The organism is Flavobacterium sp., assembly GCF_035760125.1.
Classification (GTDB): domain Bacteria; phylum Bacteroidota; class Bacteroidia; order Flavobacteriales; family Flavobacteriaceae; genus Flavobacterium.
Map to the genome: position 1 here is coordinate 1 of NZ_DASTTN010000310.1, position 15,056 is coordinate 15,056.

The window sequence follows — 15,056 nt, forward strand, 5'->3', positions numbered from 1 at the left end:
TTGTCAAAATGATGGTTCCCTGGCAATGTAATTACTTTTGCCCCTGATGCTTCAAACTTTTTACTAACAGTTTCACTTTCTTCATTGCCAAAAAAACAAACTGGATTCAGTAATTTAATTGTATTGATTTCAGCTATAACATTATATTTTTCAATTAAATTTACACTCATCATATCTAAAAGATGAATTTCAAAATCAGCAGTTTCGTTGGGGGATAAACTATACACTCCTTTTATTTTTTCTTTTAATTCATTTGGAAAATTATTTGCTATGAATGGAATAACTGAAGCACCAAAGGAATAACCCACTAAAATAAATGATTTCTTATTCCATTGCTTCAAATAATGATTGATTGCTTTTGAAATATCTAAAGCGCTTTTTTGCGGTGTTTTTACATTCCAAAAATAGTTTTGTGCATCTAACCCAATTACCGGAATTCCTTCTTTTGAAAATTGCTCTCCTAGTTTTTGGTCAAAACTGGTCCATCCACCATCACCAGAAATCATAAAAGCAAGCGGCAAATTTTCTTTTGTATCTGAATGAATTATTGTCAGCGGCAAGTCTGTTTGATAGGTTTGAAAATTTTGTGGCTGATTTACTTTATTTTCTATGACTTTCCTTTCTGCATAAGTTGGGGTATCTTGAATTTTTTTATAAGCTGTAATAAATTGTGGCAACCAATTTTTTGTTACCGAAAAACCGTGACCGACTTTCGGCAGCATAATTAATTGTTCTGTATTGACTTCTTTCATATATTTTATCGCATCTGCATATGGACATTCACGGTCTCTAATCCCTTGAAGCACAATAAATGGTTCCGATAGTTTTTCGCTAGGATTTAGATAAAAAGACTTCCCAGCTTTTAAAACTTTTGTTGTTAATGCCGTTCCGTTACATAAGGTCTTGTCTAATTCAATATCAGGGCAAAAACCCATTACAACCGCTCCTTTGAAAGTGTTGGCGGGCGCTTGTGCTAAAGCGCCATAAACTAATGTTGCTCCAGCAGAATAGCCAACCAAAATAGGTTTGAAATAATTAGGAAAATGATATCTTTTTTGAATTTCTAAACTCAAATTTTCAAAATCACCCGCTGGATAATAACATTTTACTTTCTCTTTTTTGATATTTTTATAGTAAGTAAGGATGTTTACACCCGTAACCATCGCGCCTTGTTTTGCAATATTTTTTGCCATATCGGCAACCCCTTGATGCCACCCACCATCACCCGAGATAAAAAGTACAAATGTTTTTGGTGTGCCTGTTGGTTTGTATATCGTTACATTTCCAAATGAACCGTAATTGACAACATCATTTGCCAATGCTTTAGTATTTAGAACAGATGCCATTGTAATTATGATGGCTAAAATAAGTTTTTTCATTCGGTGTGTTTTTAAAACTAATTGCAAATAGAAGTGCATTATGGCTTAATAACTTTAGACAAAATCCTAGGCATTTGTATCAAATCATAATCGTCTGAAAAAATCACATATTGATTGTACCAAGCGGGTGAAAATTTTTCTTTAAATTTTCTCAATCCTTTATAATGCGAAAACGATTTTACTTTTTCATAAGCATATTTCATTGATTTATCTTGAATGGTTTTTGGATTATCAATACCACTCATTGGAACTAATCCTAAATTAATTGTTGTGTAATTTTTCGATTTCAAATAATTAAAGAGGGCTATCAAAATGAAATCCATTATACCATTTGGGGCATCAACTGTTTTACGAATAAGATCATACGTTGCCTCTCCCTTTACGCTGTCTGGAATAATATTCAGAAAGGCAATTATTTTTTCTTCCTTGTTTTCAACCGTTATTATGGTTTGATTTTTTAATTCTTCAATATTAAATAAGCCTTGAGAGAAAATAATTTCGGTTCTCTTTGTTTCTTTTAGCCATTCATTACTGACTGCTTCCAGTTTTTGTAAAATTCCTTCTTTTATGGGTGGTTGATATATCACTGTTTTAAATCCGTTTTCTGCAATTTTATTCATAGCATTTCGCAACGATTTTTTACTACTCCCTTCCAAGCTAAATTCAGATAGATTCACTATCCCCTCTTGACCAAGAAAAAAGTGTTTTTTATGTAATGCTTCATACATTCTTAAGTCTTTCTCTAAAATTCTATAATAGATACTTTTTAATCCACATTCGTAACAAAAATTATCAAATTCGACAATACAACTTTTCATTTCCGGCTCATTTTGTGCCACAGGGTTTTCGAGTACAACAGCATAATTTCCGGCTAATCTGTACGATATAAAAGCAGTTTTACTTTGTGAAATAAAAAGCAGTTTGTCAAAATAAGTTTTAAAATAATCCAGATTTGAATTTCCATACTTTTCAATTAATTCATTTGCCAATTCTTTTTCTTCATCAGTAATTGATTTTATACTAACGTATGGATTTGTTAATGCGTAGATTAAAAAACCAAGGGACAAAAAACCACTAATTTTTATAGACATTAGAAAATGATTGGCAAAACTATCTAACGGAACTAGATTAGAACTGCCTACCAAAAAATAGTTCTGTAATGTGTATCTGATGGATTGAAATATGCTAAAATTAATGTCGAAGTGTTTTTTATCTAAAAAATAAAATCCAATAGTCCCATAAACCAATACAGCAATTATGCTTAAAATGGAAGTTTCTAATCCTAATAAACTAAGTTTTGGATTGGTCTTTACGTAATATTCTTTTCGGGTTACTATCAGCATTAGGATTACAACAAAGGCAATAATAGCTTCTTCATAATCGATAGCTTTGGTTAAATGCCCAACGAAAGAAATTATAGACAACACAACTGCAAACCACCAAGCCATGCGCAATCCCTTGAGCATAAAAGAGGCAGTAACCAACAGAAATAGCCCCGAAGTAAAAACTAAATAATTTGAAGCGTGAATGGCTTCCAATGGTAAATAATTTTTTAGGTTTTCTAAACGGTTGTTTATTGCTGGAGTTAAAACCGAAATTATGTTTATTATACCCAACCCCAATAAAAGGAATGCTGGAATGATACGCATTAATATCTTGTTTATTTTTGATGCAAAAATCAGTATTCCTGCGAACAAAGGTGTCCAAAATTCGAAAACTCGATATAGAAAAGTAATAGCTATAGCATCCACATTACCAAAACCATAACGGATTAAAATATAACTCATTGAGGCTTCAACAGCACCAAGACCACGCATAAATGGAGATATAATTAAAAAGATTACTGAAATAATATAACCAATTGAAGCGACTAAAAGTGATGGTTCAAAATGCAATGCGATCATTGCTACATACAAATGAGCAATCCCAACAATTTCAATTAGAACAGAATAAAAAACCGCTATAAAAAATTTTCTTTTGTCAATTATTTGATTCTCTATATCATTTAAAAAGATTTCGGTTTTGGGAAACCATTTTGTCAATAATTTATACATATATCCTTTTGTAATGAGAGAACGATATAGTAAAATCAATACTATTATAAATACAATAATTGATAGTAGCGCATGCCAATCATTTGTACCAATAGTTTCTTTTAAAAAAGTATAAATAAAAACAGGAATTGCAACAAGAACTACGGAAAGAATACCAATAAAAGCATAAATACTTGATGCCAAATTAATTTGAATCTTTGTGTTTCCTTTTTTTTCGATGGCATTATTGAAAAAAAATAAAGATGAAAATCCGCCAGCAGGTAGAAAAACACTAATGAAATTTCGTTTTAAGAAGAGGATAATCCCGTCTTTTAGAACTATTTTGGCATTTATTGCAGAAAATGAAGCAACATACAACAATCCTTGTAAAATAAAATACAATATCGTGATAAATAAACCCACAAAAACCCAAAGCAAAGTAGCATTGCTTATGGCATGTTTTATTTGAATTATTTCTGGCGTTTCGTGCTTTATAAACCAAATTCCCAATCCAATAAAGAAAGCACCAATTATAAATTGAAGACAAATCTTTCTATTTTCTTTATTGAAAGGTAAAAACTTTTTTTTTACAAATCTAGTATTAGAAATCAATAGAGTAGAAACTATCATTTTATAATAATTTGGTTGATACTGATTGTATTCAAAAGTAACGAGAGTGAATGAATAAAAATGAACTCTAAAAAAACAAATCACTCATTATCTACTGAAAATTAAACATTAAACAATTAAAATTACTAAAAATCTTTATTTATATTTCTCTTTTGCAAAGTAGTTTTCACTCGAAACAAGCCCAACTGAATAGATTCTGATAAATATCCCCCATTCCCAAGAAGCACACAATCAAGCATTTGTTTCTTACTGTTTTTTGAAGATTTATAGAAAAAGATTAAATTGATTATTGTTTTCGTTATTTGTATACAAAGCCAGTGAAGATATTGTCGCCTTTTAATTTTAAAAAATTACTAAGTAGCTTATTAAAAATCGAATACATAAAATTAAAGAAGCAAAAAAGATCACATTTGAATATCGATTTTATCCGTTAATTAAACAAAGTAATCAATGAAATTATCTTTATTTAAAACTTTTATAACATCCTCGTTTTTAGCATTAATTTCTTGCTAAAATAAAGCAAAAAAAACCAAAATCATATAAGGAGGGGGTAGTTATTTCTTTTGATAATACTTATGTAGATGAATGGTTTGATGCCGATAAAGTCTTGAAAAAACACAATTCGAAAGCTACTTTTTGTGTTTACAGAATTGATTCTATTGGTGCACCTCAAATCAAAAAACTACTTGAATTGCAAAAGGAAGATCAAGAAATTACAGGTCACGGAACGATCTGATGCAATTGATGAGGCGTTATCACCCAAATATAAAGTTATCAGAAAAAGAGCTTTTGCGGAGATGCCCTGAAAAGGAGGGTTGTTGTTTTAGAAATTCTAAATTTCTTTATGCTTTTGATATTGATGATAGCCATATTCATTTTAGCGTTCCTTATATTTTGGAATTATTAGATGATGCCAAGAATAAAATATTTATTTTATACAGCCACAGACCTTTTAAAAATTTGACCTACAATTATCCGACAAGAATTGAAACTTTAGAGTTTATATGTAAATACATGAAATTTAATGAAATGAAATTTTATAGGTTACCAGACTTGGATAATTTAGAAACAATCGATTAATTTAAAACATTAATTTTTTTAGCGCTAACTTCTTCAGATCCTGTATAAGGTGGTTCATAAACAGGTTCGTAAGGCCACAAAATTTAAAAAACTCCAAAATCAAATGATTTTGGAGTTTTTTTGGCTCTAAAAATTTGATATTTTTTATGTAAAAAAAAAGCTGTAATCACAGGCAATAAGAGGTTCAAATACCTAATAAGGTATATTTAATAAAAATCTAATTTCTCTAATATGATCTTTAAAGATTATTTGTGATCGAAGTATAGTAGTTTAGTCTAACATAAAGTAATAATAATTCAGAACTTGCAAATGCATACAGATGCTTGCGTTAATCGCAGTTATGTTTTTTTTACATAATACTCCCAAACAGCCTTTGTAATATCAGCAATTATTTTTTCGGTATCCTCTCTTTTTTCAGTAATATTTTTCAGGTAAACAGAAAGAATAAAATGTTTCCCATTAGGAAGTTTTACAATGCCAACATCATTCAATGCAACACGCAGATTTTCATCATTCGTTCCTGAAATTCCAGTTCTATGCGCCAATTCGGTGTTTTCTGGAAGCCCTGCTTTCATCCAGGTAATTCCTCTTGAAGTTTCGACCATTATTTGGTAGAGGTATTTTGTGGTGGCTTTTTTCAGGACTTCGCCTTTGTAAAATTTTTCAAGCAGTGCAGTTGTTGCAATAGGCGTTGTTGTGTTTACATACAGATTTTCCCAGCTTGTCATTTGCTGTTCATTCACTTTTATCGTAAAATCTTTAATACCCTGCTTATGAATGAATTTTTGAACCGCTTCCGTTCCGCCAATAATTTTCAAAAGGATATCACAGCCATTATTATCGCTGTGCGAAACGGTATATCTTAGCAATTGATCCAAAGTCAAATTGATATTTCCATCGGGAAATTCGTCCCTCATAGGACTCCAGGTTTCCGGAAGCAAATCTTCTTTTTTGATGAAAAATTGCTGTTCTAATTTTAAATTCCCTTTATCAACCTGATCTAATACCGTCAATGCAATGTGAAATTTAAAAACGCTCATCATCGGAGCCGCTAAATTACCATTGATGCTTAACGTGTCTTTATCTTCAATTCCTTTGACAGCAATTCCGACAGTGGCATTTTTTGTGGAAATTATTTGCTCTATTTTTTTTCGAAGTTCAGCCGAAGTCTGTGCAAATGTCTGAACCGAAAGAAGGGAAATGCACAGCAACAATAGTATTTTTTTCATACAAGAGTCTTATTTTAAAAGGTTACTTTCTTTGATAATTTTTCTAATTTCCTGCTCAAAATAGTAAGCAATATCAAAATTTTCGTTCGCTTGATTTTCCATAACAATAACGCTGGTTTTCGTTTTTGGATAATATAAATTGACAGCTGTAAATCCTTCGCTTGGATGAAAACCCGTGTGTCCAATTTCCATTATGCTGTCTTTATCGTTTATTCGCAGCCCATACCCATACCCAATAGGTTTTTCACTAAAAAGCTTATGAGTATTGGTGATGGAATAACTAGTCATCATTTTATAAGTAACGGGTTTTAATAATTTGCCATTGTGTAAACATTCGTTCCACTTTGCTAAATCAGGAGCTGAAACAATTAAATGGCTTCCAAAATAATTATGAATGTCAAAATTTAATTTTTCATTGAATTTATAAGTGCCATCTTTTTTTATGGTGTGCCCTTTTGTCAAAAATTTATTATTGATCTCGTTAGGGTAATAACTGTTGGTCATTTTACACTTTTTGAACAAGGCAGTTACTAACTCCTGAAAACTCTTGTGACTTTGCTTTTCAAGAACCTGCCCTGCTACATAATAGCCAATATTAGAATAATTAAAAGCAGCTCCCGGTTTAAATTTTAAAGATTTGTCCATATCTTCACTATTCAAACCCGAGGTATTGTTAAGTAATTGATGAACAGTTATAGTATCCGCCCAAGAATATTTAAAATCTGGCAAATATTTACGGATAGGTGTTTGTAAATCAATTGTTCCCTTTTCTACTTCTTGTAAAATAAGTGTTGCTGTAATTTGTTTGGCTATTGACATTGTAGAAAATCTATCAGAAATTTTCAATACTGATTTTTTATTGAAATCAGAATAACCGTATGCTTTTTCATATTTTATTTTCCCATTTTGTTGAATAAAAACAACCCCGTTAAAGCTTCTTGGATTTGTTACTTGAATTAGGCTGTCAATTTTGGTTGCATAGCTGTCTTTTTTTTGTCCGAAAGAGTTGTATGAGATAAATAAAATCGTAAAGGCAATACAGGTTTGTCTAAAAAAATGTTTCATTTATGTATTAAAAATTATTAATAGGAATGCGTGTGTCCGATTATAACGGTCGGATGTAAAATTACCATCGACTAACGTTTGTTTTTCATAGAATCTCTTCAAACATTCCCATTTTCATTTAAGTTTGAGGCTTGAATTTAAATTCTAATTTTTAACGAATATAAGAATTATACTCAATAAAAATCATTTATGCTTTCAAATAAATGTAGTTATTTTAGGACGAGACAATCCACATAGATAAAGTATAGATAAAGTATAGATAGTGTATGAAAAAGCCGGAAATAAACTTTAAAAGCCAATGACCTTCTTAAAACATTGAAATTTTAACGCTAACTTCTTCAAATCCTGCATAAAATGGTTCGCAAACAGATTCTTGTAAGGGCCACAAAGAAACTCCATTAAAATAATGGAGTTTCTTTTTACTTTCTATTTTCAGGATATTATTTGCCGTTTCGGGCACAGTTTTATTTATTTCAAAACTGTCTCATAAATTTCATTCAGGAGGTTTTGTCTCATTTTTGAGTTTCTTTGGTTTAGAAGTATTATAATACCCCAATTTTCAGCTCTATTGTAACATATAATCGAAGATTGTCCCATAGAATCTCCCGATTTTTGATAAAGTGTATTTTTATCATCTGTCATGATATTTGTAGCTAATCCCATTTCTCTTTTATCATCTTTATAGAAAATTTTTTCTGTAATTATGGCAGCTTTACCTATTGTAGTTTCTTTATTTAAAACTGCTTTTAAAAACGTAACCATATCAGAAGCATTAGATTTTACTAATCCGGCAGATGCTGTAACATTCCAATTGAAGAATTCTTGGATACAACCTTCGGGGTTGTGACCAACTGTTCTGTTTATTACATTAAAATTCGTAGTTAATGTATTTGCCATATGCAACGGATCTATTATTTTGCTTCTAATAATTTCATCGTAGCTCTTGTTATATACTTTTTCTAGTATTTGTCCGAGCAAAGTATAACCAATCGTAGAATAACGATATTTACCATAATCTTTTAGTTCACTACAATTATTGATTATTGTAGCCAATGTTTCTTCAGTTACACTACTTACAGGCTGTTGCGGATTTAGTTCTATTAACTTTCCAAAATCTATATCAGGTAAACCTGATTGATGCGATGCCAGGTCTGAAATTTTTATTTTGTTTTTAAGGTTTCTTTGCAATACATACTCTTTTGGAAGGAAGCCGTCGATATAATCATCTAATTTTATTTTTTTATCAATAACCGCTTGTGCAATTAAATTTGAAGTTAAAATTTTAGTGATAGAAGCGATTTCGAATATGGAATTTTTATTAATTTCAATTTGACTTTCATCATTCAAGTTACCATACGCCGTAAAGTATTCTTTATTATTTTTGATAAAACCGACGCTAATACCTACGCCAGGGTTTTTTCGATAATTATCTTTTATTATTGAATCTATTTTTTTGGAGATGTCTTGTCCAAAAGAAAAATTGTTTACTAATAATAGTGCTGCTAAAAATTTTAATGAAGTTTTCATTGTATCGTGTTTTAGGTTAGAAATTTATTTCGATACAAATATGTGGGAGAAATTAACGCTACGCGACCGAATGAAAATAGTCGAACGCATTTGTTTTTAAAAATAAGTACGAGTATTTAAAAAAACAAGTACGAATAATTCTAAAACATTGTTTTACAAACTTTTGCGATAAGAAGTCGGTGTATTACCAGTGTACTTTTTAAAAGCCGTATTAAAAGAAGATTTTGAATTAAAACCTACATCGTACAGAATTTCTAAAATAGTTACCTTATTTTTTGTAACATCTTTTAAAATATCCATAGCATTTTCGATACGATAGGTATTAACGAAATCATAAAAATGCTGCTCTAATTTATGATTAATTAGAAGAGACAAGTCGCGAACAGGAATTTCAATAGCAACAGAAACATCTTGAATTGTTAAGGAAGGATTCAGAAATGGCTTCTCTTCAATCATATACTGCTGCAACTTCAATATCGCTGAATTGTACTCTTTTTCATTTACAGCTAATGGCGAACTTTTTTTTTCTTCATAAATTATATGCTGCACAAGTTTTAATTTTGAATCAATACTTCTAAATAGACTTGGATTATTTAATGCTTTAAACAAATACCAAAAAATGATGATCAGTTCAAATATGAGAAGTCCAATTTTTAGCCATTCAGAAATATTAGGGTATTCTGTAAACTTAAAGATGTTTTTTAATAGCGCAACACAATAAAAGATTGATAGTGCAATAGTAAACTGAAACAACCAATTAAGTGATTCGATACTTGCTCCCGCATAATTTTCAAGATATATTTTTTTTGCTTTTCTCAATATCATAAAAGCTGCAATGATATATATTGCCATTTGAATATGTAAGAGAATATGATTGAACTGTATTTCTGGCATGCTACTACTTTTTTGAAGAAAACTAATTTTAGAAGCAAGACTGACAGCATAAAAGCGAGGTAATAAAATTAAATTTGATATTAAAAAAGCTATAGCATGAATTAAATGTCTTGGTTTTAGCTTAAAATCAGAATAGCAAACAGATAAGATATATAAATAAAAAGTTGGAAGCTGTAAGAAAAAAATTGAGGTTATAAAAATTCTTGCATTCAAAGGGATTTTAAACAAATCACCTAGATTTACGCTAATATCAATTGCTGATAAAATTAGAAAAAAAGCAAAAAGACGATTACTTAATTTATGTTCTGTTTTGACTGTAACCAAAAATAATGATAGAAATAATGAGATGGAAATTACTATTAAAGAAATTGTAGCCAATAAATTAATTTTTTCCATTAATCATTTTTTTATTTTTATTGTTTGTTTTCAAGAAAGTTTAAAAAAACTTGCAGGTAACTTATATATATGAAACAAACTCTAAATATTTATATCCTAAATTAGTTAGATTGACGAAAACTTATTTCGCTTTACACTTTTTCAAAAATAATCAAAAAAGATTACAAATACCCATAGGATTTTTGTTTTGAATCTACATCAGTTTTACATTTCAACGCAGTTTTTACAATTGTCGTAATTATTTAAGGAAGAAAATAAATTAGTATGATTAACCCAAAAGACGTTATGAAAACGGGACTGCATGAGGGATGGAAATGGCATCTCCCGATTTAGAAAAACAAGGCTTTTTTGCCGTAGTTTTTGTTAATTGGGAATACAGTGGACAGCCCGACCTCGTTGCCCAAAATTGATGTTATGAAATCAAAATGCTGTGCAACGAGGTCATGCCCAAATTAAAATGATGGTATTTTTTACCAACCTTGCGTCAGACCATTCTTCAAGACTTCTTCGTATTTGTCTTTGTCAAAACTGTAGAGATTCGGAGCTTTGTGTGCTACGTTGCTTTTCTTTTCATCCAGTTTGGTGAGTATACCAATGGAGGTTATTTTTCGAAGAAAATTTCGTCGGTCGAGTGTTCTTCCTAATATGGTTTCGTATAATTTTTGAAGCTCGGGTATGGTGAATTTCTCTGGAAGAAGATTGTAACCTACAGGCATTAAATTCAGTTCGGTTCTTAAAGTTTCCAGAGCTTTGTCCAAAATTTCCCTATGGTCCAAAATCAATTTCGGAACTTCATGATGATCTACCCATTCTACTATTTCACCAGGATTATCGGCTTGTGGAATTGCTTTTGAAAAATTGACCAACGCATAATAGCCTATGGTCACAAACCTACTCTTATACCATTTTTCCTCCTCGAGGGGAATTCCAAAATAGGCTAAAGAATCACTGCTAAAATGGTCCTGATTTCTCTTGACCCTACCAAAAGTGGCAAATTGTCTCAGAAAAATACCTTTAAGACCTGTCCTTGACTGCAAAATACTGACCGCCGCTGTGTCGATATCTTCATCAATCGAAACAAATCCGCCAGGCAAAGACCAACTGTCATCATAGCCTGTTTTGATCAGCAAAACCTTGAGTTGATTGTCATCAAAACCAAAGATTACACAATCAATAGACAATCCGGGTTGATACTCTTTACTGTTTTTTAGATGTGTTTTTAACATGACTTTGTAGTATCGTTATTCTTCTAAATTACTGTGACGCAATTTAGTTCATTTTTGATACAGCAAATAAACTAAATAAATCTTTACGACCGAAACTTATTTTGACAACAAAAATTATCTAAAAAGTATTGATGGATTTCAAAAATGGATTTCAAAAAAAAAATATTATCAAAAAAAACTGATGATTTCATGCAAATCAATATTCAAATCCATTTTTTTTTATAAAAATGTTTTTTGTATTAAAATTAAATGTACATTGCGTCATATTAACACATAGCATTTTATTAAAAACCAACCACTTATAATTATGAAAAATACATTTTTGCTTATTATGGGAATTTTTATTTCTGTAACAGCATTCGCCCAAACAACCGATTATAGAGAAAAAGCCAAAAAATTGGTTTCACAAATGACACTGGAAGAAAAAGCATCTTTATGCTCTGGTGAAACTGCATGGTCAACACAAGCAATCCCAAGATTGGGAATTCCTTCTATATTTATGACAGACGGACCTCATGGTTTACGAAAAGCCGTGGGTTTTGATTTTACCAATAGTGTTCCAGCCACTTGTTTTCCTACTGCCTCCGCTCTAGCTTCCTCATGGAATACAGCTTTGGCCCAAAAAATGGGCGAAGCATTGGCAATCGAATCGCAAGCTAATGATGTTCAGATATTGTTGGGTCCTGGGGTAAACATGAAAAGATCTCCATTGGGTGGTCGTAATTTTGAATACTTTTCAGAGGATCCGATTTTGGCGGGTAAAATTGCTACGGCATTTATAAACGGTGTGCAAAGTCAAGGTGTAGGAACTTCTATGAAACATTTTGCAGCCAACAATCAAGAGTCCGAAAGAATGTCCAACAGTTCCAATGTTGATGAACGCACCTTAAACGAAATCTACTTTCCTGCTTTTGAAATGGCAGTAAAGGAAGCGCAACCTTGGACCGTGATGTGCTCCTATAATAAACTGAATGGGGTTTACGCCTCGGAAAATAAATATTTATTGGATGATGTTTTAAAGAAAAAATGGGGTTTCAAAGGATTTGTAGTTTCCGATTGGGGAGCTGTAAATGACAGACCACTAGGAGTTCAAGCGGGTCTAAATCTGGAAATGCCTTCAAGTGGTGGTTTTAACAACAAAAAAATCATCGAAGCAGTAAAAAGCGGCGCCTTAGCGGAAGCCACATTAGACGAAATCGTAATTGAAACTCTTGCCGTAACGCTTAAAGCAAAAGACAGCCACAAGACCGGAATAGTCGTGGACAAACCAAAACACAATGCATTGGCTAGGCAAGTAAGTGGGGAATGTATTGTTTTGTTGAAAAATGACAACGGTATTTTGCCTCTTCCAACTTCGGTTAAAAAAATTGCAATTATTGGTGCATTTGCTAAAACACCTCGTTACCAAGGTGCCGGAAGTTCTCAAGTAAAGCCAACCCAAATAGAAAATGCTTTCGACGAATTGCAAAAAATATCAAAAGGAACCTCATTAACCTTTGCGGCAGGGTATACAACTGATGGATCAACAAATGAAACTTTGATTGCTGAAGCTGTACAAAATGCAAAAGATGCCCAAACGGTTTTGGTTTTTGCAGGTTTACCAGATGTTTATGAATCTGAAGGATATGACAGAGCAAATATGGATATGCCCGTGGGTCACAATAAATTGATTGAAGCCGTGGCTAAAGTCAATAAAAATGTAGTAGTGGTTTTGATGAATGGTGCAGCAGTTTCTATGCCTTGGAAAAAGGATGTTTCGGGAATTGTAGAAGCTTATCTGGGTGGTCAAGCCGGTGGTGGGGCTATAGCTGATGTGCTGACTGGAAAGGTAAACCCTTCCGGAAAATTATCTGAAACTTTCCCGATGCGTTTGGAAGATACCCCTACTGCGATTGATTTTCCATCAAGAGATGGCAATGCCAATTATGGAGAAGGTATATACATTGGATATCGTTATTATGACAAAAAGAAAATTGAACCTAATTTCCCTTTCGGATACGGATTGAGCTATACTACTTTTAGCTATTCTGACATTCAAAGCAACACTGCCTCTGCAAAAGATACGGATGATATTATCATTTCATTAAAAGTTAAAAACACTGGTAAAGTGGCCGGTAAAGAAGTAGTCGAATTATATGTGCACGAACAAGCAACAGAAACTTCAAGACCTGAAAATGAATTGAAACATTTTGAAAAAATAGCGCTAAATCCAGGTGAAGAAAAAACAGTTAGCTTTCACTTAACGTCCCGCGACTTTGCTTATTACAGCATAGCTTCACACGATTGGGCTATAAAATCCGGTAAATTTGATATTCGTGTGGGTGCTTCTTCAAGAGATTTGCCTTTGCAACAAACTATCGATATTCAATCTACTAAAACTAACAAGATAGTTTTCACCCGTAACTCTTTGTTCAAAGAATTTAAAAATGCTCCTAATAGTGAAGCGATATACGGGCAGCTTACCAAAAGTTTTACTGGTGATAATAAAAAAGCAGTAACTGAGGAAGAGAAAAAAGCTGAAGCCTTTTTGCAGGCGATGCTTGGTGATATGCCAATCAGTAAATTTATATTGCTTTCTGGTGGAAAATTCACGGAAGAAAATCTACAGGCAGTTTTAAAAAGTGCCAATGCATATTAAAAAATACACTTCATAATTAGTTATTAATAGTTGTTTATCTTTGAGGCTGTCTCTGTCGGACAGCCTCATTTTAAAAAAAATAATTCTATCCTTATGGGAAAAACTAATTCTTTAACTTCAAAAAAGCATTATCCAATACTTGACGGTTTACGCGGTGTCGCGGCAATCATGGTGGTTGCCTTTCATATTTTTGAGGCCCATGCGACCAGTCATCTCGACCAAATTATAAATCACGGGTATCTTGCGGTTGACTTTTTTTTCCTGCTTTCCGGATTTGTTATTAGCTATGCTTATGATGATCGTTGGGGTAAAATGAGCGTCACCGATTTTTTTAAAATCCGCCTTGTCAGACTGCAACCAATGGTAGTTATGGGAATGATTATCGGAGCCATTTGCTTTTATTTTCAAGATTCGGTGTTGTGGCCAACAATTCATGAAGTGCCAATATGGAAAACATTGATTGTTATGCTTATTGGATTTACATTGATTCCAGTAACCTCATCTCTGGACATAAGAGGTTGGCAAGAAATGCATCCGCTGAATGGACCTGGATGGTCTTTGTTCTTTGAGTATATAGGTAATATTCTTTATGCGTTATTCGTAAGAAAGTTTTCGAATACAGCACTTGCCATATTGGTATTTTTGTCGGGTTGTCTTTTAATTCATCTTTCGCTAACAAGTCCAAACGGTGATGTCATTGGCGGTTGGTCGCTAGAACCTGCCCAACTTCATATTGGTTTTTCTCGTTTGCTATTTCCTTTCTTTGGGGGATTATTATTGCATCGAATAGTAAAACTGACAACCATCAATAATGGTTTCTTTTGGGCTAGTTTGTTAACGATTGTTGTTCTGGCAATGCCCAGAATTGGCGGAAGCGAACATTTATGGATGAATGGCTTATATGATTCTTTGAGTATTATTATTATTTTCCCACTAATCGTTTTCTTGGGAGCAAGTGG

11 protein-coding genes are annotated in these 15,056 nt (G+C 32.2%); 4 read left to right on the forward strand and 7 right to left on the reverse strand.

Going from position 1 to position 15,056, the window contains the following annotated elements; all coding sequences use genetic code 11:
• The coding region (locus tag VFS71_RS11100) for an AcvB/VirJ family lysyl-phosphatidylglycerol hydrolase (RefSeq protein ID WP_326401292.1) at positions 1-1,379 on the reverse strand (1,379 nt) is incomplete at its 3' end.
• A 38-nt stretch (positions 1,380-1,417) separates the two neighbouring features.
• Positions 1,418-4,042 carry a phosphatidylglycerol lysyltransferase domain-containing protein gene (locus VFS71_RS11105; RefSeq protein ID WP_326401294.1) on the reverse strand — a complete coding sequence of 875 codons (2,625 nt, stop codon included), beginning with the start codon at positions 4,040-4,042 and terminating at the stop codon, positions 1,418-1,420.
• A 607-nt stretch (positions 4,043-4,649) separates the two neighbouring features.
• On the opposite strand from VFS71_RS11105, the gene VFS71_RS11115 reads away from it, so the two are divergent.
• The gene (locus VFS71_RS11115; RefSeq protein ID WP_326401296.1) at positions 4,650-4,778 is read left to right on the forward strand and encodes a hypothetical protein; all 129 of its coding nucleotides are present in this window, start codon (positions 4,650-4,652) and stop codon (positions 4,776-4,778) included.
• 8 nt (positions 4,779-4,786) lie between these two features.
• Positions 4,787-5,122, forward strand: coding sequence for a hypothetical protein (locus tag VFS71_RS11120; protein ID WP_326401298.1), 336 nt, complete (start codon positions 4,787-4,789; stop codon positions 5,120-5,122).
• Between the two features lie 338 nt (positions 5,123-5,460).
• Here the strand turns inward: VFS71_RS11120 and bla are convergent, their stop codons facing one another.
• From bla to VFS71_RS11145, 5 genes are all read right to left on the reverse strand, one after another.
• Positions 5,461-6,351 carry a class A beta-lactamase, subclass A2 gene (bla, locus tag VFS71_RS11125; protein ID WP_326401300.1) on the reverse strand — a complete coding sequence of 297 codons (891 nt, stop codon included), beginning with the start codon at positions 6,349-6,351 and terminating at the stop codon, positions 5,461-5,463.
• 9 nt (positions 6,352-6,360) lie between these two features.
• Positions 6,361-7,416 (reverse strand): serine hydrolase domain-containing protein, encoded by a 1,056-nt coding sequence (locus tag VFS71_RS11130; protein ID WP_326401302.1) that lies wholly within the window; start codon positions 7,414-7,416, stop codon positions 6,361-6,363.
• A gap of 468 nt (positions 7,417-7,884) precedes the next feature.
• Positions 7,885-8,943 carry a serine hydrolase domain-containing protein gene (locus tag VFS71_RS11135; protein WP_326401303.1) on the reverse strand — a complete coding sequence of 353 codons (1,059 nt, stop codon included), beginning with the start codon at positions 8,941-8,943 and terminating at the stop codon, positions 7,885-7,887.
• 153 nt (positions 8,944-9,096) lie between these two features.
• The gene (locus tag VFS71_RS11140; protein WP_326401304.1) at positions 9,097-10,233 is read right to left on the reverse strand and encodes a helix-turn-helix domain-containing protein; all 1,137 of its coding nucleotides are present in this window, start codon (positions 10,231-10,233) and stop codon (positions 9,097-9,099) included.
• Between the two features lie 470 nt (positions 10,234-10,703).
• Positions 10,704-11,459: an NUDIX hydrolase gene (locus VFS71_RS11145; protein WP_326401305.1), complete on the reverse strand. Its 756-nt coding sequence runs from the start codon at positions 11,457-11,459 to the stop codon at positions 10,704-10,706.
• A 307-nt stretch (positions 11,460-11,766) separates the two neighbouring features.
• Here VFS71_RS11145 and VFS71_RS11150 point away from each other — a divergent pair, with 307 nt between their 5' ends.
• Positions 11,767-14,097 carry a glycoside hydrolase family 3 C-terminal domain-containing protein gene (locus tag VFS71_RS11150; RefSeq protein WP_326401306.1) on the forward strand — a complete coding sequence of 777 codons (2,331 nt, stop codon included), beginning with the start codon at positions 11,767-11,769 and terminating at the stop codon, positions 14,095-14,097.
• 93 nt (positions 14,098-14,190) lie between these two features.
• Positions 14,191-15,056 (forward strand): acyltransferase (locus VFS71_RS11155; protein WP_326401307.1); only part of this gene is annotated, 866 nt, incomplete at its 3' end.

Coding starts and splice junctions, on each gene's coding strand:
- VFS71_RS11150 (WP_326401306.1), top strand. CDS start 11,767: ATGAAAAATACATTTTTGCTTATTATGGGAATTTTTATTTCTGTAACA.
- VFS71_RS11105 (WP_326401294.1), bottom strand. CDS start 4,042: ATGATAGTTTCTACTCTATTGATTTCTAATACTAGATTTGTAAAAAAA.
- VFS71_RS11140 (WP_326401304.1), bottom strand. CDS start 10,233: ATGGAAAAAATTAATTTATTGGCTACAATTTCTTTAATAGTAATTTCC.
- VFS71_RS11120 (WP_326401298.1), top strand. CDS start 4,787: ATGAGGCGTTATCACCCAAATATAAAGTTATCAGAAAAAGAGCTTTTG.
- bla (WP_326401300.1), bottom strand. CDS start 6,351: ATGAAAAAAATACTATTGTTGCTGTGCATTTCCCTTCTTTCGGTTCAG.
- VFS71_RS11130 (WP_326401302.1), bottom strand. CDS start 7,416: ATGAAACATTTTTTTAGACAAACCTGTATTGCCTTTACGATTTTATTT.
- VFS71_RS11145 (WP_326401305.1), bottom strand. CDS start 11,459: ATGTTAAAAACACATCTAAAAAACAGTAAAGAGTATCAACCCGGATTG.
- VFS71_RS11135 (WP_326401303.1), bottom strand. CDS start 8,943: ATGAAAACTTCATTAAAATTTTTAGCAGCACTATTATTAGTAAACAAT.